Origin of the sequence: Heyndrickxia sp. NPDC080065 (assembly GCF_050281185.1) — a bacterium.
GTDB lineage: Bacteria > Bacillota > Bacilli > Bacillales > Bacillaceae_C > Heyndrickxia.
In genome coordinates this window covers 96,709-120,635 of sequence record NZ_JBNNWS010000003.1, presented here as the reverse complement: position 1 = coordinate 120,635, position 23,927 = coordinate 96,709, and the positions used below count along the sequence as shown (strand labels likewise).

22 protein-coding genes are annotated in these 23,927 nt (G+C 35.7%); 18 read left to right on the top strand and 4 right to left on the bottom strand.

Translation table 11 applies throughout. The features are described 5' to 3' along the window. The first annotated feature begins 5 nt into the window (after positions 1-5). The 11 genes from ACQKP0_RS04210 (at position 6) to ACQKP0_RS04160 (ending at position 9,801) form a co-directional block, all read left to right on the top strand. Positions 6-1,337 (top strand): dihydrolipoamide acetyltransferase family protein, encoded by a 1,332-nt coding sequence (locus tag ACQKP0_RS04210; protein WP_427404563.1) that lies wholly within the window; start codon positions 6-8, stop codon positions 1,335-1,337. Positions 1,338-1,348: 11 nt separating this feature from the next. Then, positions 1,349-2,755 carry a dihydrolipoyl dehydrogenase gene (gene lpdA / locus ACQKP0_RS04205; protein ID WP_427404562.1) on the top strand — a complete coding sequence of 469 codons (1,407 nt, stop codon included), beginning with the start codon at positions 1,349-1,351 and terminating at the stop codon, positions 2,753-2,755. Between the two features lie 118 nt (positions 2,756-2,873). Further along, the gene (locus ACQKP0_RS04200) at positions 2,874-3,338 is read left to right on the top strand and encodes a PTS sugar transporter subunit IIA (protein WP_427404561.1); all 465 of its coding nucleotides are present in this window, start codon (positions 2,874-2,876) and stop codon (positions 3,336-3,338) included. Positions 3,339-3,389: 51 nt separating this feature from the next. Next, positions 3,390-4,811 (top strand): PTS galactitol transporter subunit IIC, encoded by a 1,422-nt coding sequence (locus ACQKP0_RS04195; protein WP_427404560.1) that lies wholly within the window; start codon positions 3,390-3,392, stop codon positions 4,809-4,811. Between the two features lie 30 nt (positions 4,812-4,841). Continuing rightward, complete coding sequence (locus ACQKP0_RS04190; RefSeq protein WP_427404559.1) at positions 4,842-5,123, top strand: PTS sugar transporter subunit IIB; 282 nt, start codon at positions 4,842-4,844, stop codon at positions 5,121-5,123. Positions 5,124-5,232: 109 nt separating this feature from the next. After that, positions 5,233-5,652 carry a hypothetical protein gene (locus ACQKP0_RS04185; protein ID WP_427404558.1) on the top strand — a complete coding sequence of 140 codons (420 nt, stop codon included), beginning with the start codon at positions 5,233-5,235 and terminating at the stop codon, positions 5,650-5,652. Between the two features lie 14 nt (positions 5,653-5,666). Next, entirely contained in the window at positions 5,667-6,692 is a 1,026-nt protein-coding gene (locus ACQKP0_RS04180) for a zinc-dependent dehydrogenase (protein WP_427404557.1), read from the top strand. Between the two features lie 22 nt (positions 6,693-6,714). After that, on the top strand, positions 6,715-7,425 hold the full coding sequence (locus ACQKP0_RS04175; protein WP_427404556.1) for an SDR family NAD(P)-dependent oxidoreductase: 711 nt from the start codon (positions 6,715-6,717) through the stop codon (positions 7,423-7,425). Continuing rightward, positions 7,422-8,165, top strand: coding sequence for an SDR family NAD(P)-dependent oxidoreductase (locus tag ACQKP0_RS04170; RefSeq protein WP_427404555.1), 744 nt, complete (start codon positions 7,422-7,424; stop codon positions 8,163-8,165). The genes ACQKP0_RS04175 and ACQKP0_RS04170 overlap by 4 nt, the downstream gene beginning before the upstream one ends. A gap of 207 nt (positions 8,166-8,372) precedes the next feature. Continuing rightward, positions 8,373-9,323, top strand: a complete 951-nt coding sequence (locus tag ACQKP0_RS04165) for a sugar-binding transcriptional regulator (RefSeq protein WP_427404554.1) — start codon at positions 8,373-8,375, stop codon at positions 9,321-9,323. 142 nt (positions 9,324-9,465) lie between these two features. Further along, on the top strand, positions 9,466-9,801 hold the full coding sequence (locus ACQKP0_RS04160; protein WP_427404553.1) for a bh protein: 336 nt from the start codon (positions 9,466-9,468) through the stop codon (positions 9,799-9,801). Between the two features lie 102 nt (positions 9,802-9,903). Here ACQKP0_RS04160 and ACQKP0_RS04155 read toward each other — a convergent pair whose 3' ends face one another. The 3 genes from ACQKP0_RS04155 to ACQKP0_RS04145 form a co-directional block, all read right to left on the bottom strand. After that, on the bottom strand, positions 9,904-11,388 hold the full coding sequence (locus ACQKP0_RS04155; RefSeq protein WP_427404552.1) for a hypothetical protein: 1,485 nt from the start codon (positions 11,386-11,388) through the stop codon (positions 9,904-9,906). A 489-nt stretch (positions 11,389-11,877) separates the two neighbouring features. Beyond that, positions 11,878-13,557, bottom strand: coding sequence for a methyl-accepting chemotaxis protein (locus ACQKP0_RS04150; protein WP_427404551.1), 1,680 nt, complete (start codon positions 13,555-13,557; stop codon positions 11,878-11,880). A gap of 457 nt (positions 13,558-14,014) precedes the next feature. Next, on the bottom strand, positions 14,015-14,743 hold the full coding sequence (locus tag ACQKP0_RS04145; protein ID WP_427404550.1) for a MurR/RpiR family transcriptional regulator: 729 nt from the start codon (positions 14,741-14,743) through the stop codon (positions 14,015-14,017). A 204-nt stretch (positions 14,744-14,947) separates the two neighbouring features. Here ACQKP0_RS04145 and ACQKP0_RS04140 point away from each other — a divergent pair, with 204 nt between their 5' ends. The 7 genes from ACQKP0_RS04140 (at position 14,948) to ACQKP0_RS04110 (ending at position 21,105) form a co-directional block, all read left to right on the top strand. Then, entirely contained in the window at positions 14,948-16,387 is a 1,440-nt protein-coding gene (locus tag ACQKP0_RS04140) for a glycoside hydrolase family 1 protein (RefSeq protein ID WP_427404549.1), read from the top strand. 47 nt (positions 16,388-16,434) lie between these two features. Continuing rightward, positions 16,435-16,737: a PTS sugar transporter subunit IIB gene (locus ACQKP0_RS04135; RefSeq protein WP_427404548.1), complete on the top strand. Its 303-nt coding sequence runs from the start codon at positions 16,435-16,437 to the stop codon at positions 16,735-16,737. 63 nt (positions 16,738-16,800) lie between these two features. Further along, on the top strand, positions 16,801-18,144 hold the full coding sequence (locus ACQKP0_RS04130; RefSeq protein ID WP_427404547.1) for a PTS sugar transporter subunit IIC: 1,344 nt from the start codon (positions 16,801-16,803) through the stop codon (positions 18,142-18,144). An 11-nt stretch (positions 18,145-18,155) separates the two neighbouring features. Then, entirely contained in the window at positions 18,156-18,392 is a 237-nt protein-coding gene (locus tag ACQKP0_RS04125; protein WP_427404546.1) for a hypothetical protein, read from the top strand. An 11-nt stretch (positions 18,393-18,403) separates the two neighbouring features. Next, on the top strand, positions 18,404-19,297 hold the full coding sequence (locus ACQKP0_RS04120; protein WP_427404545.1) for an ROK family protein: 894 nt from the start codon (positions 18,404-18,406) through the stop codon (positions 19,295-19,297). Continuing rightward, positions 19,290-19,649, top strand: coding sequence for a PTS lactose/cellobiose transporter subunit IIA (locus ACQKP0_RS04115; protein ID WP_427404544.1), 360 nt, complete (start codon positions 19,290-19,292; stop codon positions 19,647-19,649). The genes ACQKP0_RS04120 and ACQKP0_RS04115 overlap by 8 nt, the downstream gene beginning before the upstream one ends. Positions 19,650-19,776: 127 nt before the next feature. After that, positions 19,777-21,105: a 6-phospho-beta-glucosidase gene (locus ACQKP0_RS04110; RefSeq protein WP_427404543.1), complete on the top strand. Its 1,329-nt coding sequence runs from the start codon at positions 19,777-19,779 to the stop codon at positions 21,103-21,105. A gap of 160 nt (positions 21,106-21,265) precedes the next feature. Here ACQKP0_RS04110 and ACQKP0_RS04105 read toward each other — a convergent pair whose 3' ends face one another. After that, the gene (locus tag ACQKP0_RS04105; RefSeq protein WP_427404542.1) at positions 21,266-23,695 is read right to left on the bottom strand and encodes an alkaline phosphatase PhoX; all 2,430 of its coding nucleotides are present in this window, start codon (positions 23,693-23,695) and stop codon (positions 21,266-21,268) included. Positions 23,696-23,927 lie beyond the last annotated feature (232 nt).

The window sequence follows — 23,927 nt, the reverse complement described above, 5'->3', positions numbered from 1 at the left end:
AGATGATGGCGAAGGAAATTTTTATGCCTAAGTTGAGCAGCACGATGGAAGTGGGGACCCTCCTTCAATGGTTTAAAGAAGAAGGGGATTCGGTAGAACTCGGTGAGCCGATTTTTGAAATTATGACAGATAAAATTAATATTGAGGTCGAGGCCTATGAAGACGGAATATTGTTGAAAAAATACTACGAAGCAGATGATGAAATACCGGTTAATCAAATAATTGGATATATCGGAGAAAAAAATGAAAATGTACCTGAAGTCTCTCCCGGAGTATCATCCAATGATTCCTCAATAACGGAGGAAGAAGTGCAAAAAGACAAGACCGAATTGGAAGAGCTATTTTCCGCGGCAGGTTCCACATCTTATGAAAAGGTACGTGCTACACCAGCTGCTAGAAGAGTGGCCCGTGAAAAACAAATTGAACTCCCTGGCGTTCAAGGGAGCGGTCCAAAAGGGAGAATTCAAGAAAAAGATGTACATGCTTTAAGTATTAGAAGTAAAGACGAGGTGAAAATAACACCTCTTGCTAAAAAAATCGCAGAATCCAATCAAGTTAATCTAGATACCATAGCAGGAACGGGTATGAACGGAAAGATAGTGAAGGAAGATGTAACAAAATCACTTCAAGTACCTGATCAGAAAACTTTGTTAAAACGGAAAAAGCTTTCTGGTATGCGTAAAGTCATTGCTGATCGGATGCAGCAAAGTGTGACAACGGCACCACATGTTACATTGACGAGTGATATTGATATGACCAATGTGAAAGAACTGCGTGCTCAACTTCTACCAATTATAGAAAAACAAACGGGATATCGTTTGTCTTTTACAGAAGTCATCGTCAAAGCAGTTGGTCAAGTGCTATCGCGTTATCCAGCTGTTAACGCATCATTAATAAAAGATGAAATTATCTATAACGAAGAAGTAAATATTGGCTTAGCGGTTGCGGTTGAAGACGGATTAATGGTACCAGTGCTGAAACATGTAAATGTAAAAGGTCTTGCTGCTTTAACTACGGAGGCTAAAGAAATTGGAAAGAATGCACGTGAACAAAAACTTTTGCCTGAACAAATGAAAGGCTCAACATTTACGATTAGTAATTTAGGAATGTACGCTGTCGATGCTTTTACACCAATTATCAATCTACCAGAAACGGCTATCTTAGGGGTTGGAAGAATCCAAGAAAAACCAGTAGTTGTTAATCAGAAGATTGAAATTCGTCCTATGATGACAGTAAGTCTTTCTTTTGACCATCGTGTAATTGATGGAGCACCAGCAGCAGAATTTTTAACAGAACTCAAACGAGTCCTTGAACAGCCGTTTGAATTACTCGTGTAAGAGGTGAAAACATGCAGAAAACATATGAGATTGCTGTTGTCGGTGGTGGACCAGGAGGATATGTTGCAGCAATACATGCAGCAAAAATGGGGAAAAAAGTAGCCCTCGTTGAAGCAGATTTCTTGGGTGGAACCTGTTTAAATAGAGGCTGTATCCCATCAAAAACACTATTGAGACAAGCCGAAATCATTGACTCGATTGAAAAAGCAAAAAGCTGGGGAATCGAAACAGGTGAGGTTATTCTTTCCCTTGAGAAAATGAAAAAAAGAGTAGATGAAGTCATTACTCGTTTACGTAATGGGATTCATTTTTTAATGAAGCAAGGAAAAATTGATGTATTTCAGGGATATGGTACGATTGAAGCTTCGAACCAAATTAATATTGCAATGGGTGAGGAAAAGGAAATCATTCAATCAGAGAAAATCATTATTGCCACTGGATCAACCCCTGTTGTTCCGCCAATCCCAGGTCTGGCTACGGTTTCTTTCGATACAAGTGACTCCATCTTTGATTTACCGAAAATACCCGATTCGATCACTATTATCGGTGGGGGTGTAATCGGTGTCGAGTTTGCCTGTATCTTTGCAAGCTTAAAATCGAAAGTGACAATTATTGAAATGGCCGAACGACTTGTTCCGAGTGAAGACGAAGAAGCATCTAGGATATTGGAGAAGGAATTAATAAAAAAAGGTGTTCAAGTTTTTACAAATACAAAGGTTGAACGTGTTCAGCCAGTTGGAACAAACAAAGCTGTCATTTGTACAGACAAGAAAGGAAATGAAGTGATAGTTGAATCAGAGTCACTAATTATCAGTGTCGGCAGGAAACCCAACTTATCAGTCGTTTCCAATATAAAGCTTGATCTTGAAGGCCCTTATATAAAGGTAAATGAAAAAATGGAAACCAATTTAGCTAATGTTTATGCGGTAGGTGATGTCGTGGGAGGCTATCAACTCGCGCATGTGGCAAGTGCGGAAGGAATCGTAGCAGCGAATAATGCAGCTGGTGAGTTGGATTCAATCGATTATAAAGTTGTTCCACGATGCATCTATACTTTTCCGGAAATTGCAAGTGTTGGAATGACAGAGGCAGAAGCTCGTAAAAAAGGCATTAAAGTACGATCGGAAAAATTTGATCATATGGCAAATGGAAAAGCAATCGCACATGGTGAAACAGTCGGATTTACCAAGATTGTTTATGATGAAAAGTATGGTGAAATTATTGGTGTTACAATGGTCGGTCCCCATGTAACAGAAATGATCTCTGAAGCATCAGCCTTTATGTATCTGGAAGGAACGGTGGACGAGGCCGCTAAAATGATTCATCCACATCCGACGGTTTCGGAAACGTTTTATGAAGCAGCGTTAGGTGTAATAGGAAAAAGAAGCGACTTTAGTGGACAAAAAAAATTTTCATAAAACACTTGACCGAGTTTTCTTAATATTTTATTATTATTACAAATGTAACGTGTCAGAACAAATGAAACATTCTGGCACGATTATTTTTTTCAATAATTACTGAAAGGGGGAGGGGGCATTGGATAAATTAATCCAACTTGACGAAAACATAGTCTGTCTAAATGTTAATGCGGAAACCAAAGAGGAGGTCATTACTACATTATTTAATAAATTAAAGGAAAACAATTATGTAAAGGATTCTTTCATTGAAGCTATCTTGGAGAGAGAAAAAGTGTATCCAACGGGTTTACCTTTAGCAAGTATGGGAGTAGCTATTCCTCATACTGATCCAGAACATGTACTTAATCCAACTATTGGTGTAGCTGTACTAAATCATCCTGTTAAATTTCACATGATGGGAAGTGTAGAAACGATTATTGATGCTGATATTGTATTAGTACTTGCCATTTCAGAGCCATCAAAACAAATCGTTATGCTAGAGAGGTTAATGGGAGTTTTTCAAAATGACAAGGCAATGTTATCGATAAAAAACGCCAGTTCAAAAAAAGCAGTAATAGACATATTGAATCAAGTGAATGTCTAATTAGTTTTAACGCCTTTAGTGAAAGCGTTATCAAACAAGGGGGGTATATCAATGATTAAACAAGCTGTTGACTATATTTTGGCATTAGGTCCATCAATCATGCTTCCGGTCATCATGACTATTTTTGGATTATTGTTAAAACAAGGATTTAAAAAGTCTTTTACAGCAGGAGTAACAATTGGGATAGGGTTTGTAGGGATTAATTTAGTTATCGGTCTTTTAACAGAAGCACTGGGACCAGCTGCGCAAGCAATGGTTAAGTCATTAGGATTAAATTTAGACATTCTTGACGTAGGATGGCCGATAGGAGCAGCCATTTCATTTGGAACACCTGTTGCACCGCTAATGATTCCATTAGTACTAGTCTTGAATGTAATCTTATTATCTACTAATTTTACTAAAACATTGAACGTCGATATTTGGAACTTTTGGCATTTAATTTTTGCAGCATCAGTTACTTATTATGCATATGACAACATGATTCTGGCATTGGCCGTTGGATTAATCGTATCAGCAATAACGTTAAAATTAGCCGACTGGACTGCACCTGCAGTTGAACATCATTTTGGTTTAAAAGGTGTTTCAATGGCTCACTCGGAAACGGTTAATTTTGCTCCTATTACCTATGCAACGAATAGAATTGTTGATAAAATACCTGGCTTGAATAAACTCCATGCTGACCCTGAAACATTAAGCAAACGATTTGGAATATTTGGAGAACCTTTAGTTATGGGATTAGTATTAGGGATGATTATTGGATTATTGGGTGGTTATGACGTAAAAGGTATTTTAACATTGGGTATTCAAATGGCAGCAGTATTAATCATCATGCCGAGGATGGTAGCTCTTTTAATGGAAGGACTTATTCCAATATCTGAGGGTGCTCGTGACATGATAAATAAGAGATTTCCTGGGAAAAATGTCTATATCGGGTTAGACACTGCGATTGTAATTGGTACTCCTTCAAATATGGCTGTTGCTCTTATTATGGTGCCTATTACCATACTTTTAGCAGTAATCCTTCCATACAATGGAATGTTACCATTTGCAGACTTTTCGGTCTTACCATTTACCGTTGTTTGGGCAGTAGCTGCTGCAAGAGGAAATATTATTCGAGGAATTATTAATAGTATTGTTACTTTAATGATAGTATTCTTCATTGCTACAAATCTAGCAGATCTAGCTACTACTATGGGAAGAGCGGTTGGTTTTAATTTTCCAGATGGGGCAACTAGCATTGCTGGAATCGACTTAGGTTCCCATGTTATTCCTTGGATAATAGTCCGTCTCCTTGATCCAAGTAATCCATACTTTATTGCGGCTATTCTTGCAGCATTTGTTTATGCATTACTATGGTTTTGGGTACGGAACGATATTAAAAAGCAGTATGCAAAAGAGATGGGGTTAGATCCTAAAACATTAAAAGAAATAAGCACCATTGCTAATAATAGTGATACAAAAAATATAATCTAATTGATTTAAACAAATAGGGAGGTAATAAAAATGGCAAAAAGAATTTTAGTTTCATGTGGTACCGCAGTTGCAACTTCAACAGTCGTAGCAAAAAAGGTTGAGGAAGTTCTTAAAAGTAGGGGATATGATATTGTCGTTGAGCAATGTAAAGCCTCGGAAGTTCCATTTAAAGCAGAACGCGCAGATTTAATCATAACAACAACTCCAGTAAGTGGAGTTGGAAATATACCGGTTATTCACACGATTTCTTTCCTAACAGGAGTAGGGATAGACGAGGATATAAAGAAAATTATCGAGCATTTAGATAAATAACAAAGTCTGAAAAAGCATAGGGCCAAGAACCATAATCCAATATACATTTGGGAGAGGGGACTGGCCCTAATAAACCTATGCCAACATATAAAAAATCGGAGGAATCAATATGAAAAAATATTATTATAGTAGACAAATATTCTTTGCTTCCATTATTTTTCCGGTATTTCTTATGATTGGATTATTTATGTGGTCGATATACGGAATTTGGGTTAAGGGAATGTCACCACTATATCAATTAATTTTAATTACGATGCCAATTCTTTTGTTATTTACACTCATTGGAATTAATAATCCATCTTCTATTATCTTAACATCGGATTCTATTATATTTAAAGGATTTGGTAGACAGCATCAATATTTTTGGAGTGAGGTAAAGGAGATTCATATTAAAGATTATGGATATGTAGGTAAATCCTTCATTCGAATAGGAAGGTATCGACTCCTTGGAGGGAGATATTGGATTTCAAATAAATTACATGGATATAAAGAGTTATTGAGTTTTCTTCAACAGAAAATTCATTCATAGGAGGAAGAAAAACAATGAAGGCTGCGGTGTATTTTGATAAAGGAGATATCCGGTACGTAGATAGACCAATTCCCACTATTGACGATGATGAAGTTTTAATAAAAATGCAAGCATGTGGATTATGTGGAACAGATATTCACAAAGCGATTGGTAGGGGAGTCGAACCTGAAACAGTCTTAGGTCATGAAGTTTCGGGAGAGATTGTCAAAGTGGGAAGGCAAGTGGAGAGCTATGAAGTAGGTGATCGTGTTTTTGTTGCCCATCATGTACCATGTTTTACATGTGACCAGTGTAGAAGGGGAGCTTATAGCCTTTGTCCACAATTTAAACAAACGAATTTAGATCCAGGTGGTTTTTCGGAATATATTCGAGTTCCAGGGTTACATGTTAAGCATACTATGGGAAAAATCCCAAATGAAATGAGTTTTGAAACAGGAGCACTTGTAGAGCCTGTTGCTTGTTGTATTCATGGATTTGAATCGATTAATTACCATCCAGGTGATTCAGTATTAATTATGGGAGCTGGACAAATAGGCTGTATCCAAATACAAATTGCCAAGTATTTAATGGCAGGTAATATTTTTGTAAGTGATATTAATCCCTATCGTTTAAAACAATCGTTAGAACTAGGTGCTGATTATGCAATAGATAGTAGATCGGAAGATTTAGTTGAAAAAATCATGAATATAACCAATGGAAAAGGGGTTAACACTGTGATCATTTCCGCAGGTATTTCCTCGCTATTGTCACAAGCAATGGAATGTGTATCAAGAGGCGGAACGGTATTAGTTTTTGCTCCATTCCAAAATCATTTGGTCCCAATTCCAGCGGCACGCTTTTTTAATGATGAGGTAAAAATTGTTGGTTCGTACTCTTCGAATCCTTATAACTATACTGTCGCTATAGAAATGTTGAAGAAAAATGTTTTTAATGTAAATAAAATGATTACCCATCGTTTCCCCTTATCACAGCTTAATGAAGCAATAGATTGTGCACATAGCCCTGAAGAACAAGTATTAAAAGTTATCATTACCCCTTAATTTTTTTCAATCGGAGGAAGATATGTTAGACATAGATTTATCTAATAAGGTAGTACTCGTAACTGGAGTAACTGGAGAATCAGGAACTGAAATCTGTAAAACCTTAGCAATGGCGGGAGGAGAGGTCTGGATACATCATTTTAAAAAAGATCATCAGGTGGAAGAACTACAACAAATTATTCACTCTTTCGGAAGAACAGCACATTCGATTATTGGTGAATTAACAACACCTGAAAGTGTAAAAGCTACTATAGAACAAATACTTACTAAGTGTAAAAGAATTGATGTATTAATTAATCATGCTGAAATCTCTACCAAAATTCCCCTAAGCAATTTAACACCAGAAGAATGGAACAGGACATTTGAGGCTAATCTAGATATCCCATTTTTATGCTCACAAGAAGTGATACCAAAAATGGAGCAAGCAGGTGAAGGGATTATTATCAATATATCTTCAAATGCTGCAATGACAGGAGAAATAGGTCCACATTTTGCAGCATCTAAAAGTGCGATAAATTCCTTAACAAAAGGACTAGCAAGGGAATATAAAGATCAGGGGATTCGTGTTATTGGTCTATCACCTTCAGCTCAATTAAATGAAAAAAAACTGATAGAAAAAGCTGGTTTCAATATAAAAAATGCCCTGGCAAATATGATTCTTTTCTTATGTTCACCTTATGCAGATTACCTAAATGGAGAAACACTTCCTTTTAGTGAGGAGGCAAAAAAATGATAGATGGTAAGAATATTCTTGTTATTGGAGGAGCGACAGGTATTGGAAAACAAATTGCACTGGATTTTGCACAAGAAGGAAACAATGTAGCTGTCGCTGATATTAACATATTAAAAGTAAATCAAATGATAAAAGAAAATGGTCTAGAAGCAAATATTTCCGCATTTGAAGTGGATGCTAGCTCATGGGAGAGTGTGGAAAGTTTAGCGCAAAAGGTATGGGCAAAGCTTGGCAAGATTCAAGTCTTAGTTTATTCTGCAGGGATAACGAAGCGTTTGAAGTTTAAAGAGATTGATTGGATAACATGGAAAAGGACAATGGCAGTAAATTTGCACGGTCTTTTTTATAGTATAAAGGCAATGAATCCTTTAATAGAAAGTGGGGGAAGTATAGTTATTATAGGATCCGGCTCTGCTATTACTGGTTCAGGAGGAGGAATCCATTATGCTTCTTCAAAAGGTGGAGCATTTGGATTTATGAGATCAATAGTAAATGATATGGGGAACAATGGAATAAATATTAATGTCGTTGCCCCACGAGTAATTGAATCCGACATGTTAGATGTTTTATATCCGTCAGTTGAATCAAAACAACAATTAATTCAAGAAATACCAATACGACGATTGGGAAAACCAACTGATATATCAAGCATTGTAAAATATTTATGCCGAGAGGATGCACATTATATTCATGGGCAGGTTCTTTTACTTGATGGAGGTAGAACGTATACGGGAAAATAAGTCAGGAAAAGATAAATTATGATGTATGTCATACCTCTTTTTATTCTTAAAAGAGGTATTTTTTTATATCGTTAGTTAGGGAATCTTTCCTATTCACTATTTTTTTATATCGTTAGTTAGGGAATCTTTCCTATTCACTATTTTTTTATCTAGAATATAACATAACTTGTTATAATAAGGTAATAGATAATTATATGAGGTGAGTGAATGCTAAGTTGGGAAGAGAGAAGACAATTAGTGAAAACAGCTAATTTATATTATATAGAAGGCTGGACACAAGAACAGATTGCCAAGAAGGTCGGCGTTTCCAGACCTGTTATTTCCAAACAATTACAAAAAGCAAAGGATTTTGGCATCGTCGAAGTATTTATTAAAGATGAAAGTTTACATACAGTTGAATTAGAGAAGGAACTTGAAAATAGATTTCAATTGAAAGATGCGGTTGTTGTCCCAACTGAAGGCTATTCATCGGATTTAAGTAAAAAGGCAATAGGGCAAGCTGCATCCAATTACGTTTCCAAGAACTTAAAAAATGTAAATAAAATCGGGATTAGCTGGGGCACTACATTGGCTGAGGTGGTTAAGGAATATCCATATGAAAGAAGAGAAAATATCAAGATTATACCGTTAGTAGGTGGTATGGGGAGTCAGCATGTAGAAATACACGCCAATCAATTATCGTATGAACTAGCTAAAAAAATGCATGGGTCGTGTTCGTATTTATATATTCCGGCGGTAATTGAATCTGCAGAATTAAAGGATCGATTAGTAAATATGCATGATGTAAAAACGGTTCTAGAAGAAGGAAAGAAGGTCGATATGGCACTTGTTGGTATCGGATATCCTTATCAAGACTCGATTTTAAGAAAAGTAGGCTATTTAAACGATGAGGATATCGAAGAATTCCGCAAAGCAGGTGTTGTTGGCGATATTTCATCACGTTTTCTTGATGTAACTGGGCATCCCATCAATCATAAAATTAATGATAAAGTCATTGGTATTACCCTTGAAGATTTAAAGCAAATTCAAACTGTTGTTGGAGTGGCAGAAGGTATAAACAAAAAAGAGAGTATCTTAGGAGCATTAAAAGGAAATTACTTGGATGTTTTAATTATTGATGAACCAACAGCTTCTGCACTTCTTGCTTTAGACAGTTAAAAGAATTTTTTATTATTTTTGTCAATGTATTTAAAATTATTATATAATAATTACAAACGTGAATACTTATTACAAATGATAATATTGAGTCGTTTGTTTTTAATGCAATGTAAGAAATTGTTTTTTAAGGGAGTGAAGAACAATGAAAAAGTCTGAAATGGAGGCAGGTCTTTTTTGTATACATTGCAATGATGAAACCCCGCATTTAATTGTTTATATAAATAATGAAATTACAAGTATAAAGTGTGAGGACTGCAATCAAATTACAGACATTAAAGTAGATGTAATGAAGGAATTTTTTAAGGAAATTTATAAACGTGTTTCAACAAAACCTTCGCGAATAACGGAGGAGTACAATCAGGATTTAAGTAAGTTTTTGCAAAGACTTCCCTATCGGGTAATTAGTAAACCATATCGGTTAATGCGTGATTTAAATGAATCACGAAAAATTATTAATCAATATAGGAAAAATTCGTGAGTTTTTCTTTTGTGTAGGATGATTGCATGTTTTTTTCTTTTCAGTTGAGTGCCCCAAAAGGTTAAACTTTTGGGGCATTCCTATCTTTCCTGAATCTTTTTTTTATTTTGCCAATTCAAATGTTACATCATACGTACCAGGTGTATTAGGCAATTTCAAGCTTGGATAAGTTAGGCTATTTACAGGAACTTTAAAGGTTTTGTTTTTGTTTTTAAAGATAAATACTCCTTTAACTAACCCTTTTTTTCCAATAATACTGTTTAAAGTATTTCCATAGCTATCCTTAATCGTAAATGATCCATTGCTCCATTGGTTCATAGTTGAATCAAGATAGATTTTTTCACCAGCTCTGTATACTTTGTTTTTGTTAAATTCGATAGAAGCGCGAAATGCATCTGAAACGTTAATGGTAGAGCTTTTTGTTACTTTGCTTGAAGGTGGGGTTACATAATAGATCCAGTTTCCATTTACAAAAAGATTAATGGAAAGCTGTTTGTATTCCATTTTGGTTAAATAAACATTCGTTGCTGTTCCCTTTTTCGTAAATGTTTGTGAATAAGTGTAAGGGAACTGAGTCCATTCGCTTCCATTGAAAGCATGTAAAAGCACTGAATTCTTTGTCTTCTTATTTATTTTGATTTTTTGCAGGGCTACATCTTTTGATGAAATACTGATAGTGTGCTTGGTTTTTGTTATACGGACACCTTTTTTATAAAATTGATAGTAATTGTTTTTATCACGAGCTAAGATTTGTAGATTGTATGCTTTTTTCGGTACATAGATTTTTTTTGATTCTAGATTATTTAAATATCCTGCAATTTGAGTTTTTCCTTTTGAATCTACACCTGTTAATGCAACTGTATCATAAGTTAAGTTTTTAAAAGGGGCTTTTAATGTTACTTCTGCAAAGCCTTTTGAACTTAATGTTATTTTTTTTCCGTTTTTTGCTTTTGTAATGGTAAGATGATACGCACGATTACCCGTTGAAACAACCGCATAAATATTAGGTGTCTTATTCCAATTTACTCCAGAAAATTTATATTCTGATGCTGACTTTTTTTGAGGTAAAATTAGACTAGAATAGAAGTAATCTTTCGTATCATAAGTAGATTGCTCTTTCGTATAAAAATTTACGGATGAAATCTTTTGACCTGCTGGAGCTTTAATTGTAAACGAATCAGTTGGAGCTGGTTTTACAGTAATTTTTTTCGTTGTTTTTAATCCTTTATAGCTTACTTCTATTGTTGTTGTGCCTTTTGCAACAGGCAAAAGAAATGAATTTTTCACTTTTACAATTTTTGTATTTTTAGAGACGATCTTTGCTGAGTCAGTTACATCTTCACTAAGATAATTATCATCTTTCGCTGTTACTAGAACAGAAGTATTATATTCGCTTTGCCCTACATACATATCAGCATCATAAATACTTACTTCTAGCTTGGTAGGCTTAAAAACTTCCCCTGCCCCAATCGTAATTTTCCCGGTGTTTGACTTAACCTGAATAAGGTCATTGCTTGCAGCTGAAGAGGATGTCGAAAATGAAAATACGAGCATGACAGCTGCTAAAAACAAATAAAACCGTTTCAAAAAAATCCCTCCATCTTTTAGATAAATTTTCTAGTTACTCCATTTTTTATAGTAAAACACTGAATTATGGTTGTAAATTACTTTCTGAATTTTAGGAAAAAGTGCCTAATAGGTTTGAGAGGTGATACTGATAAATTTAGGAATAAATAATGGAAAGGGCAGAGATTAATGGTTAATTATACCTATTTACTGAATTAGAGATTACAGGCATTATTACCTGTGTTTTAATGGCTTGGAAGGAAATAAGTAATTGCTAGAGACATTCAAGTAAGGTACCGTTTTTATCGAGAGAACTTCAAAACTGTAGATTAAGAAGATTACGGAAAAATAGTAGCGAAGTAAGGTCTAAACCTTGTGAGCTAAATAGTTAAGAAACGACAAAATCCACTTCATACTAATAGACAGTGGATTTTGCCGTTTAATTGTAAAGTGTCCATCTGGAGTGGAAAAAAAGCCGAAATGTCCACGGGCGGTGCCTGACACCACATTTTATATTTTGAATTTTTGAACCAGAGTATTTAACTTTTCTGCGAGGTCGGATAGTGAGCTTGCATTGTTTGAAACTTCTGCTATAGAACTATTTGCCTGTTGGGAAGACGCAGATGTTTGTTCAATTCCTGCTGCCGCTTCTTCCGCAACAGATGCGATATTGGTAACCGTCATTGTAAGTTTTTCATTTTGATTTGCAATTTCGTTGATGTCATTAGAAATTTCCTGCATTTTATTATCTACTTGTAAAATGGAATTGTTTATTTCTTTAAAGGTTTTCCCTGTAAGGTTGATTTGCTTCGTACCTTGTTCTACCTGCTCATAACTATTCATCAATGAATCTGTCACGCTTTGAGTTTCTTGCTGAATATTAGTAACGATTGCTGTGATACTAGAAATGGATTCATGTACTTGTTCGGCTAATTTTTTTACTTCATCTGCTACAACGGCAAAGCCTTTGCCATGTTCTCCGGCTCTAGCGGCTTCGATTGCAGCATTTAGTGCTAATAAATTTGTTTGATCAGAAATTTCTTTTATGACATGAATGAGTTTTGAAATGTTTTTTGTATGTTCATCGAGTACTTTCACTTTCATTACAGAATTTTTCACAGTTTGGTCAATCAAATTTATTTTTTCAATTGAAGCTTTCATTGCAAGATTCCCATGATCAGTAAGAGAAATAACATTTTTTGAAGTTTGAGAGATATTGTATCCATTTTCATTTACATGTTTAATTTTATCCGAAAGTATGCTCATTGATTCTGATAGGTCCGAGGCAGAATTTGCTTGTACCTCAGCGCCCGCTGATAATTCTTGCATGGTTGAAACGATTTGTTTACTACCTTCTGACACTTCATTGGCAGATTGCGTTAATTCTTCGCTTTGACTTGAAACGATTTCGGATGCAGAAGAAATTTCGGTAACAAATAGTCGAAGCTGCTGATTCATTTGGTTAACGGTCTTAATAAGCTGCCCTAATTCATCCTTGGATTTTGTTTGGATATCTTCATTTGCTAAATCTCCAGAAGCAATTTGCTTCATTCTAATCACTATTTTTGAAATTGGTTTTGTAATAGATCGGGAGACTAGTAATGAAACAATAATAGAAAGAAGTGAGATTGTAATTAGTAAGATTAAACTTAAATTTAATGAAGAATTTCCAACATCTATCGCTGAATCTCCACTTTCTTGAATAGCATTTTCTCTATGATCAGCAAGCTGTTGAAAACCTGCAATTAATAATTTCCCTTCTGAAGACACTTCGTTTTGGAAGTTTTCCAGAGCTTTTTTCTTATTCCCAGAATCGTAAACTTGAAAAACCTTCTCTTCGACCATTTTTCTCCATTTAATACTTTTGTTTACTAATTCCTTCGTCTCTTTAGCGTTACTTAAGGTTAAAATATTATTTTGCAGCTCTTGGCTATTTGTCGTATATTGTTCAAACTCTACTTTATAATTTACATCTCCAAATAAAATATATCCTCTAGCAGCAGAAATTCTTTGTGAAATATTGTACTTTAATTGTTCATCCGCGGTTAGAAGTGGAAGCTGATCTGAAAGAACAGTTTCGATATGTTTTTTATTGTTTAGTATTGATAGATAATTGATGACTCCTAACACAATACATAAAACTACAACAATACTAAATCCTCCTATTATCTTTCCTTTTAAACTACGCAATTATATGTCCTCCTCAGTTGTTAGAGCTTATATAAGTTCGGTAATCGAATTTCCGGGAATAATTTTAACACAATTGAATTAATTGGTATATAAAATTTTACATAATAGGTTATATTTGGTTGTGCGTATCTTTTTTTGATCAATCACACTTCTTAGGAAAGCTGATGATTCCATACTTTATATATATCGGTTAAATAATATGATTTTCACCATGACAATCGACTTATTTCAATTTGGGAAGAATGTTTAAATAGTAAATCTTGTTCGAAAATTAAAAAAGCCAGCACCTGCTGACCATTTTTCTTTTCTACATTTTATTTCCTAGGATAGTAGACATTTTTTAAATGTCATTTAATCAATTCTAATGTTATCAAAAATATAACCATTAGCATCTGTCCATCTGGGGTGGAAAAAAAGCCGAAATGTCCACGAACGGTGCCTGACACCATAATGACACTCATAATTCACTTTTTTTTCGGATGGTATGTGCGGTTTCTTCTAGAATGTAGATGACTGGAATTTGGGTGGTGATATTGGCTTCGCCTAGGTATACTTCTGTTACGTAATAAGCGATATTGATGTCGGAGATTTTTGCTAGAGTACAGTTTTTACTGTTTGTAATACTAATAATTTTGCTTCCTTCTCCTTTTAATAGATTAGCTAGTTTTAAGGTGAAATCTGTTTCTCCCGATACTGATAATATTATTGCAATACTGTCTTTAAGATCTTTACTATTAATAGGGTAAAAGGGGTCTTTAATAAAAGAGGCGAATTTTCCTAAACTAGAAAAGTATCTCGCTCCAAATTCTGCTAGGATTCCTGAGCTTCCTGTTCCAACAAATATTACTTTACTTGACCTCATAACTAAATCAGCTGTTTCTTGTATGTAAGACTCAAAGTTCCCTTTCATAGTTCTCTCCATAAATTCCGAAAGATAATATTTCGTAGACTTTAAGTTGGTTTTTTCATTTCGATCAAGGTGAAGCTTCAGTTTAACTTTAAATTCTGAAAATCCTTCACAGTTTAGTTTTCGGCAAAAACGCAAAATGGTGGAAGTAGACACATGGGTTTGATCGGCAAGCTCCCTGATCCGCATATAAACAACCTTTTCGCTATTTTTTGTTATGTAGTTGTAAAGTGACATTTCTAATTCATTAAATGATTGAATCATTTCATTAGTAAACATCCATACTATCCCCTTGCTTCCATGAGAATGTAGATTTATAAAATTCTGATAATTAACCCAATCATACCATGAATGAACCAACAAAAAAACAAGTTGTTTTTTAAATGTAACAAGTTCCTTTAAACGAAAAAAGAAACTAAAATTTATTTTTCGATTACAAAAATTCTGAAAACAATTAAAATTCATTTTAAGAGGAGGGATAAAATGAATGACATAGGAAAAATAGGCTTTCCCCAAAATTTTCTATGGGGATCAGCCTCAGCAGCCTATCAAGTTGAGGGTGCTTGGAATGAAGATGGAAAGGGACCTTCTATTTGGGATACCTATACAAAAAATCCGGGAACCACCTTTCAAGATACGAATGGTGATGTAGCTGTCGATCATTACCATCGCTATCAAGAAGATGTGGCATTGATGGCTGAAATGGGTTTGAAAGCATATCGATTTTCGATAGCATGGAGCCGTATCTATCCTGAAGGTCGAGGAGAGGTCAATGAAAAAGGATTGCAGTTTTACGATGATTTAATTAATGAGTTGATAAAGTATGACATCGAGCCGATTATTACTATCTATCATTGGGATGTTCCGCAGGCTCTCATGGAGTCATACGGGGCATGGGAATCTCGTGAAATAATTCATGATTTTGATGAATATTGTGTTACCCTCTATAAACGATATGGGGACAGAGTTAAGTACTGGATTACACTAAATGAGCAAAATGTTTTTATCCAATTAGGGTATTATGCTGGATTGCATCCTCCTGGGGTGAAAGACAGTAAACGGATGTATGAAGCGAATCATATTGCCAATTTAGCTAATGCAAAATCGATTCAATCATTTAGACGATTCGTTCCGGATGGTAAGATTGGACCTAGCTTCGCATACAGTCCTATTTATCCATTTGACAGCCATCCAGAAAATATTCTAGCCTTTGAAAACGCAGAAGAGCTGAATAATCATTGGTGGCTGGATGTGTATTGCTGGGGAAGGTATCCAACTACCATATGGCAATATCTTGAAAAGAACGGTTTATCTCCAACAATTGAAGATGGAGATTTTGATTTATTAACCTATGGAAGACCCGACTTTATCGGCGTGAACTACTATCGTACAGGTACAGTAGAAATGAATCCGTTAAGCGGAGGAATCGGGAAAGGTTCGATGAATACAACCGGTAAAAAGGGAACAACAGAAGAGTACGGAATCCCAGGTTTATTTAAAAGTAAGAAAAATCCATATTTAGAGGCAACAAATTGGGACTGGGAGATTGACTCTACAGGATTGAGGATTGGCCTCCGTAGGTTGGCAAGTCGATATCATTTACCGATTTTAATTACCGAAAACGGCTTAGGTGAATTTGACAAACTAGAAGAAGATTATCAAATAAATGATGATTATCGTATTGACTATATTCGTTCTCACATAAAAGCGTGTGAGCAAGCCATACAGGATGGAGTTCAATTAATCGGATACTGCACATGGTCATTTACGGATGTACTCAGCTGGTTGAATGGTTATCAAAAAAGATATGGATTCGTATATGTGGATCGAGATGACCATAGTGAAAAAAGTCTGAGAAGAATAAAGAAAAAAAGCTTTTATTGGTATAAAAAAGTAATTGAGTCAGGAGGTGAGAATTTATAAAATCAAATAAATTTTTACAAATTCAAATTTAATAGGAGGAAGTCTAGATGAAAAAGCTTTTATTAGTATGTGCAGCAGGGATGTCTACTAGCTTATTAGTGAATAAGATGAAGGATGCTGCTAAAGAAAAAGGAATGGAGCTTGAAATTCTTGCTCTGCCTGTATCTGAATGTGAAAGTGTCGCTAATGAAGTAGATGTTGTATTATTAGGTCCGCAAGTTCGGTACCAAAAGCCACAAGTAGATACAATCATTGCAGGTAGAGTACCTGTGGAAGTCATTGATATGAGAGATTATGGCACAATGAACGGGAAGGCAGTATTGGAAAAGGCACTAAGTCTTATTGAGTAATACGATGGGAAGTACTCGTTTAAACGGAATGGGATTAATTTAATCAATTAGGGGGAATTTTTTATGGGGTTTATGTCCGGTTTTGAAAGGGTTGCGGAAAAAGCTCTTGTACCTATTGCAACGAAGCTGAATTCACAGCGTCATATTATCGCAATACGTGATGCCTTTATTTTATCCTTTCCTATTACATTAGCAGGCTCTTTAATTGTTTTGCTGAATTTTGCCGTTTTAGCACCAGATGGATTTATTGCGAAAATCCTATTTTTGCATAAATTATTCCCACATTTAGCAGACCTTCAGTCAGTATTTGCACCCGTACTGAATGGTTCAACAAACATTCTTTCTATGTTTATTGTTTTTCTCGTTGCCCGGAATATGGCCATCTCATTAAAGGCTGATGAACTACTGTGTGGATTAACCGGTTTATCTATGTTCTTTATTATCTACCCTCCTTACAAAGCAGTAGATGGTGCAAACTTTTTATCTACACAATGGGTAGGTGCACAAGGTTTATTTGTTGCGATCATTGTCGGACTTATTGTCGGTGAAGTTTTCAGTAGATTATCAAAAACGAAAAAACTGCAATTTAATATGCCGCCTTCTGTTCCGCCGGCTGTTGCACGTTCCTTTAAAGTATTATTGCCAGTTATTATAATTACTCTTTCTTTCACAATTGGAAACGCTATCATAAATGCACTCTATCCAAAAGGTATCCATGAGTTTATTTACGCGGTCCTTCAAACACCTTTAAAACATTTAGGAACAAATATTGTATCTCTCGTTATATTATGTATTGTTTCTAACCTTTTATGGGTATTTGGTATCCACGGTCCGAACACTGTAGCAGCGATTCGTGAAGCAATGTTTGCTGAAGCAAATGTAGAAAACTTGAATTATGTTGCAGCACATGGATCAGCTTGGGGAGCTCCTAACCCGGTAACTTGGGCAATTAATGATGCCTTTGCCAACTATGGTGGTTCAGGGATGACCCTTGGATTATTAATTGCAATTTTTATGGTTTCACGACGGAAAGATTATCGTGAGATTGGAAAGCTATCAATTGCACCCGGATTATTTAACATTAATGAGCCAGTCATATTCGGTCTTCCGGTCGTATTAAATCCGATTTTGATTCTTCCTTTTATTATTGTACCAGCAGTGAACGTTATTATTGGTTACCTGGCTATTATTACAGGATTAATCCCACCTATAGCTTATGCTGTTCCTTGGACGACACCTGGGCCACTCATTGCATTTTTAGGAACAGGAGGTAACTGGGTCGCGTTAATTATGGGATTTATCTGTTTAGCTGTTTCGACCATTATTTACCTGCCATTTGTGATAGCCGCTAATAAAGCAGCTGGCAGTGGTTATAGCAGCAATTCAGAATCGGAAAAAACCGCGTAAGGAATAATTTCATGAATGAATATAATGTTCAGTTTTATTGCGGACAAATCAAATTCGTTAAAGATTTTTTTAAAGAATATAAGGATGACCAAGTACAAACTACTTTAAAACAGGTGGGAAAAATTAAAGCTGTTTTTCAAGTTACTTCATCATTATCACCAGAGGATACGGTCAGGCATTTGAAAAATATATTTAAAGAGTCTCGGTACGGGTCGGCACTACACTTTAATGTACAGGTAATAGAATAGGGGCATCGTCTATGAATCACTATATATCCTTTGATATCGGTGGCACAGACATTAAGTTTGCAGTCCTAGATGAAAAGGGAGCTTTCCTTGAAAAAGGAAAGTTCCCATCTAATCGTTTTTCTGGTTCAACTATATTAAATAATTTAATAGAAACAACTAGGAAATACGATAATTTATCGGGAATAGCTTTAAGTATTCCTGGATTTGTAAATTGCTTTACCGGATACATCGAAGTAGGAGGGGCCATATCTGATTTTAATCAGTTTAATATTAAGGAATTTTTGGAAAAAAAGCTTAGCCTGCCGGTAAGTGTAGAAAATGATGTGAATTGTGTAGCATTAGCTGAAAAGTGGAAGGGTAATGCACAAAATGAGACTGATTTTTTATGTATGACTATTGGAACTGGAATTGGCGGGGCTTGTTTTTTAGACAATAAATTATATCGTGGTTCTTCTTTTATGGCTGGAGAATTTGGATATATGATTACTCAAGGCTTACAGAATAACACGACGGAAAAATGCACGTTAAGCAGTATAGGAGGTGTCTGGGGGTTACGTGAAAGATTTGCTAAATACAAAGGACTATCTGTTGATGAAGTGACAGGAATGGATGTATTCGAAGCTTACGATAATGGGGAGCCGCATGCTAAGCATGAGGTGAACCTGTTCTATGACAGCCTGTCGATTGCTATTTATAATCTATTGTTTATGTTCAATCCAAATAAAATTTTCATAGGCGGAGCAATTAGCCAGAGAGAAGATTTACTTAATGAACTCATATGGCGAATCAAACGTTTCCCAATTTACAGGGAAAAGGTGCCACTTGAGTGTTGTTTGTTGAAAAATGATGCAGGTGTATTGGGAGCTTTATATCATCATCTTCAAACTCTTAAAAAGGATGATTAAATATATGGAAGGAATGGAACTAGCTGCTTTTAATATTATTAGTCAAGTAGGAACAGCGAAAAGTATGGTTATGGAAGCACTTTATGCTGCAAGAGATGGACGATATGATGAAGCAGAGCAGAAACTGAAGGAATCACGTCAGTTTTTAACTGAAGGCCATAAAGCCCATCATCAACTCATTCAAGAAGAGGCATCTGGTCAGCAGCTACCTTTTTCACTGCTCATTATGCATGCTGAGGATCAAATGATGAGCGTTGAAACTATTAGTGATTTAGTAAGGGAAATGATTAGGATGTACAAGGATATAAATGATTTAAAAACGATGGTTCACTCGAATTCTATTAAAAAATAGGCTTTGTTGATAATATCCGGTGGGAATGCGTTTAGCTAGTGATGCCTCATGCCCCGACGGGAATTATTATAATAAAAATCTTTTGTAATTCCAAAAAAATGTATTTTTGTTCTTGGAGGTAACAGACATGACTAAAGGGATTAAAATCGTAACAATTGGTGGTGGATCAAGTTATACACCTGAATTAATAGAAGGCTTTATTAATAGATATGATGAGTTGCCTGTTAGGGAGATTTGGTTAGTGGATATTGAGGAAGGAAAGGAAAAGTTGGAAATTGTCGGTAACCTTGCGAAGCGGATGATTGAAAAAGCTGGGGTTCCTATTGATATTCATTTAACCCTTAATCGGAGAGAAGCTTTAGTAGGGGCTGATTTTGTTACGACACAATTTCGGGTAGGATCTCTGGAAGCACGGGCAAAAGATGAGAGAATTCCGTTAAAATATCAAGTGATTGGACAGGAAACTAATGGTCCAGGTGGATTATTCAAGGGGCTACGAACAATACCGGTAATATTAGATATTTGTAAAGATATAGAGGAGCTCTGCCCTCAAGCGTGGCTTGTGAATTTTACTAATCCTGCAGGAATGGTAACAGAAGCTGTATTGCGTTACAGTAATATAGAAAAGGTTGTTGGCTTGTGTAATGTTCCAATTGGTATGAGAATGGGAATCGCCAAAGCATTGAAGGTTGATTCAAGTCGTATTCAAGTCGACTTTGCTGGTCTGAACCATATGGTGTTTGGATTAAATGTTTATTTAGATGGTGTCAGTATATTGGATAAGGTCATTGAAAGTATGGCAGATCCAAAGAATGAAATGACGATGAAAAATATTTCAGGTCTTGCGTGGGAGCCTGATTTTATCAAGGGACTAGGTGTGATTCCTTGTGGATATCACCGATACTATTATAAAACGAACGAGATGCTCGCTGAAGAATTAGAGGCTGCAGAAAAGGAAGGTACTCGAGCCGAAGTCGTACAAAAATTAGAAGAAGAATTATTCGAGTTATATAAAGCTCCTGACTTGGACATTAAGCCGCCTCAATTAGAAAAACGTGGAGGCGCATACTACAGTGATGCTGCATGCAGCCTTATCAACTCGATATACAATGATAAACGTGATATTCAGCCGGTGAATACAAGAAACAACAGGGCGATTGCAAGCATTCCGGACGATTCGGCTGTTGAAGTGAATTGTGTGATTACGAAAGAAGGTCCAAAACCAATTGCAGTGGGTAATATGCCTGTTGCTGTTAGAGGACTTGTTCAGCAAATAAAGTCTTTTGAGAGGATAGCTGCCGAAGCAGCAGTAACAGGTAGTTATCAAACGGCTCTATTAGCAATGACGATCAATCCGCTTGTCCCATCAGATAAAGTGGCAAAGCAAATCTTGGATGAGATGCTGGAAGCACATAAACAACATCTGCCCCAATTTTCACAAGTGGTAAAAGCATAAAGTTTTATGTGCAAGATTTGAGTTTACACATATAACAAAAAAGCCCTTGCCAAAGTAAAGCAAGGGTTTTTTCATAAGGATAACTTCCTTATTTCAAATTATAAACTGTCCATCTGGGGTGGAAAAAAAGTCGAAATGTCCACGAACGGTGCCTGACACCTTAGTTTTTTGTATATTCAATGTAATCATGATCAGCTATTACGTATTTACCGCTGCCAAGATTTAGTTTGTTATTGGTAATGCTATATACGCGGTAATGTTCACCTTTTTTAAGGACTTTTACTTTTTTACCGTTTTTGTATAAGGTAGTATTTTTCTTAATCTTGACTTCTCCGACAAAATAAGAGACATGTTTGTCTTTTTTGATATATTTTCCATTTCCTACTTGGTATTTCTTACTATCTTCACCATAAACTTTTATCGTGCTTCCAGCTTTTAATGTGGAATGTTTTTTCCCATTAGGGCTATACACAGTCGTTGTTTTTCTAATAAGGACATATCCGTTATATGGAACCATTTTATCTTTTTCATATCGAATGTATTGATTTTTGCCGATATTGTAATAATCACCTTCAACACCGTAGAATGGGATGCTTCCATTTTTTACATGACCTGCTGCTTTCATGTTTCCATTCTTGTCTGTTTTATAAATGGTCACATCTTTTTTTATGATTAGACGACCAATTGGCTCACCATAAACAACAGTTTGGCCTGACTGTAAAGTAGGGACTCCAGAAATATATCCTACCCCGCCAGTCTTGTTGATTCCAATTTCTTTATCAATCTCCGCTTTTAAATCTTCTCTATTAACAGCTGTAATATCAAAGTTATCTAGTTCGTCTCCTGGGTGCTGAAAATTGCTCATAATATAGGAATGACCATTCAGTTGGCCCACATATCTCAAACCAGTTGCTTCTGCACCTGCTGGAACTGATTGTATTCTTGTTAATTTTTTCGTATCAATATTATATGCCCATACAAAGTTGTTGATATGAAGTCCGCTATCCTCGCCAATAAATAATGTTCGCATATCATCAGAAAATGTAAGATTGTCGGGATTTGCGACCTTATTAGGATTTGCAGTATTACCATATGCATCCGACCCTGGTAAATCCTCGCCGACAACTAATCCTTTAAGTGAACTTGCCACGTAATTACTATTAATCGATTTGCCAGATTTATCTTTCTGATTCCCAATTAAGCTTAATTCATAGGTTACCCCAGCTTTTATTTTAGGTAGTTGAATATCATCTGCAGGATCTTTTTCGGTAGAATCTTTTTCCATTCCTTTTTCTACGTATGACATAGCTACATATAGTTTTTTGTCTTTTTGGTTAACTGCTAGCCCTTCCATTTTGTTCCACTCAGATGTCGCACCTAACATTGCTGCATATCTGCGCGGTTCAAGGAAAGCTGCTGCTTTTTCCATACCCGGCTTCACCTTTAGATATTCCACTTTATTAGAAGGATAGGTTTTTATCGCAGTAAAGCCAGCAGTTTCTTGTTCCGCAGTCTCGAAAATATCACTAAATTTCGTTCCTTTATCAATGATAGATTTAACTTCTTTATCAGTAGCATGACCAAGCTTGATCCACGTTAATCTACCAGTACCCCCGTTTTCTGTACCAGTTTGAGAGAATTTTGATGCATATAAAGTACCAGAAGAAAGGTCTTTCGCTTTATCGGCAACATACATAAACATCATTGTGTTTCCACCATCATCACCGAAAAAAGCAGTGCGGTTATCTGGCATCATTTGCATTAATTCATGTGAGAAACGCCCAGTACTATAATGTTTGACTACCTTAGTAGAACCATTTTCCTTCACGGTAATTTCAGGGATCCATCCATAAAAATATGGGTTTGCCTTCTTTTCTTCACCAAAATAGAGTTTGGCAAAGCTTTTTGTAAATGTAGCTGCACTGGATTCAGGATCTGTTTCAAATGCGCGTGCATCTGGTTCATATTCTTCAGATCCTAAGTGAGTATTCCAAGGAGATAAAGTACCATTACACGGAATCCAAATTCCATTTACATCTTTAAAATCGATTTTATTGACTTCTTGAACACTTAATTTACCAGTTGTTTTATCCTGCTTTAATTTAGAAAGAGACATGGATGCTGGAACGACACCATAGGTAGACTGTCCATCCGCAGCAATCGTTTGGTACTCATAATGGGTCACCATGTAAATGTTATTTCCAACCTTCATGACACTATTAGCATCTGGTGAATCCGATACAAAATACTTATTTTTCCCAGTCGCACTTGGATCGACAATTGGATTTCCCTTCACATCAATTGGAGTTCCAGCAGGTATTAATTTTCCTTTGTTTTGAGCAATAACATCTTCTGATTTAAATAATTTGTTATAAGAAAGTGGAACCACTCTTTTGGATCCATTGCTGTATGTAATTTCTACTGAAGCTTTAGTGTATGTTTGACTCATTTCTTTAATCGTCTTTGGTGCATCCATCCCTTTGAACTCAATCGATTCAACTTTAATAGGTTTCACTGGAGCTGCCGCTGCTGGAATGGCAGACGGAACCAATATACTTGCTGCAAGTGCAAATGCTAAACTTTTTTTCATGTACATCCTCCTCAAGTAGATTGATAGTTTTCAACCTTTCAAATTAATTAAACCAATAAATTGTAAAAATAATATGAAGAGGGCTTAAAGATATTATTAAGTGCAAAAGGGCAAGAAGATCTATTTTGAAAGTTGATGTATCCGAATCATACAATTAGGTTTTTAGAACCGGAAAGGAAAAAATAGTTTGAATAGGGTTTACCTCCTTTAAGGTATTTTTACTTCGAAACTA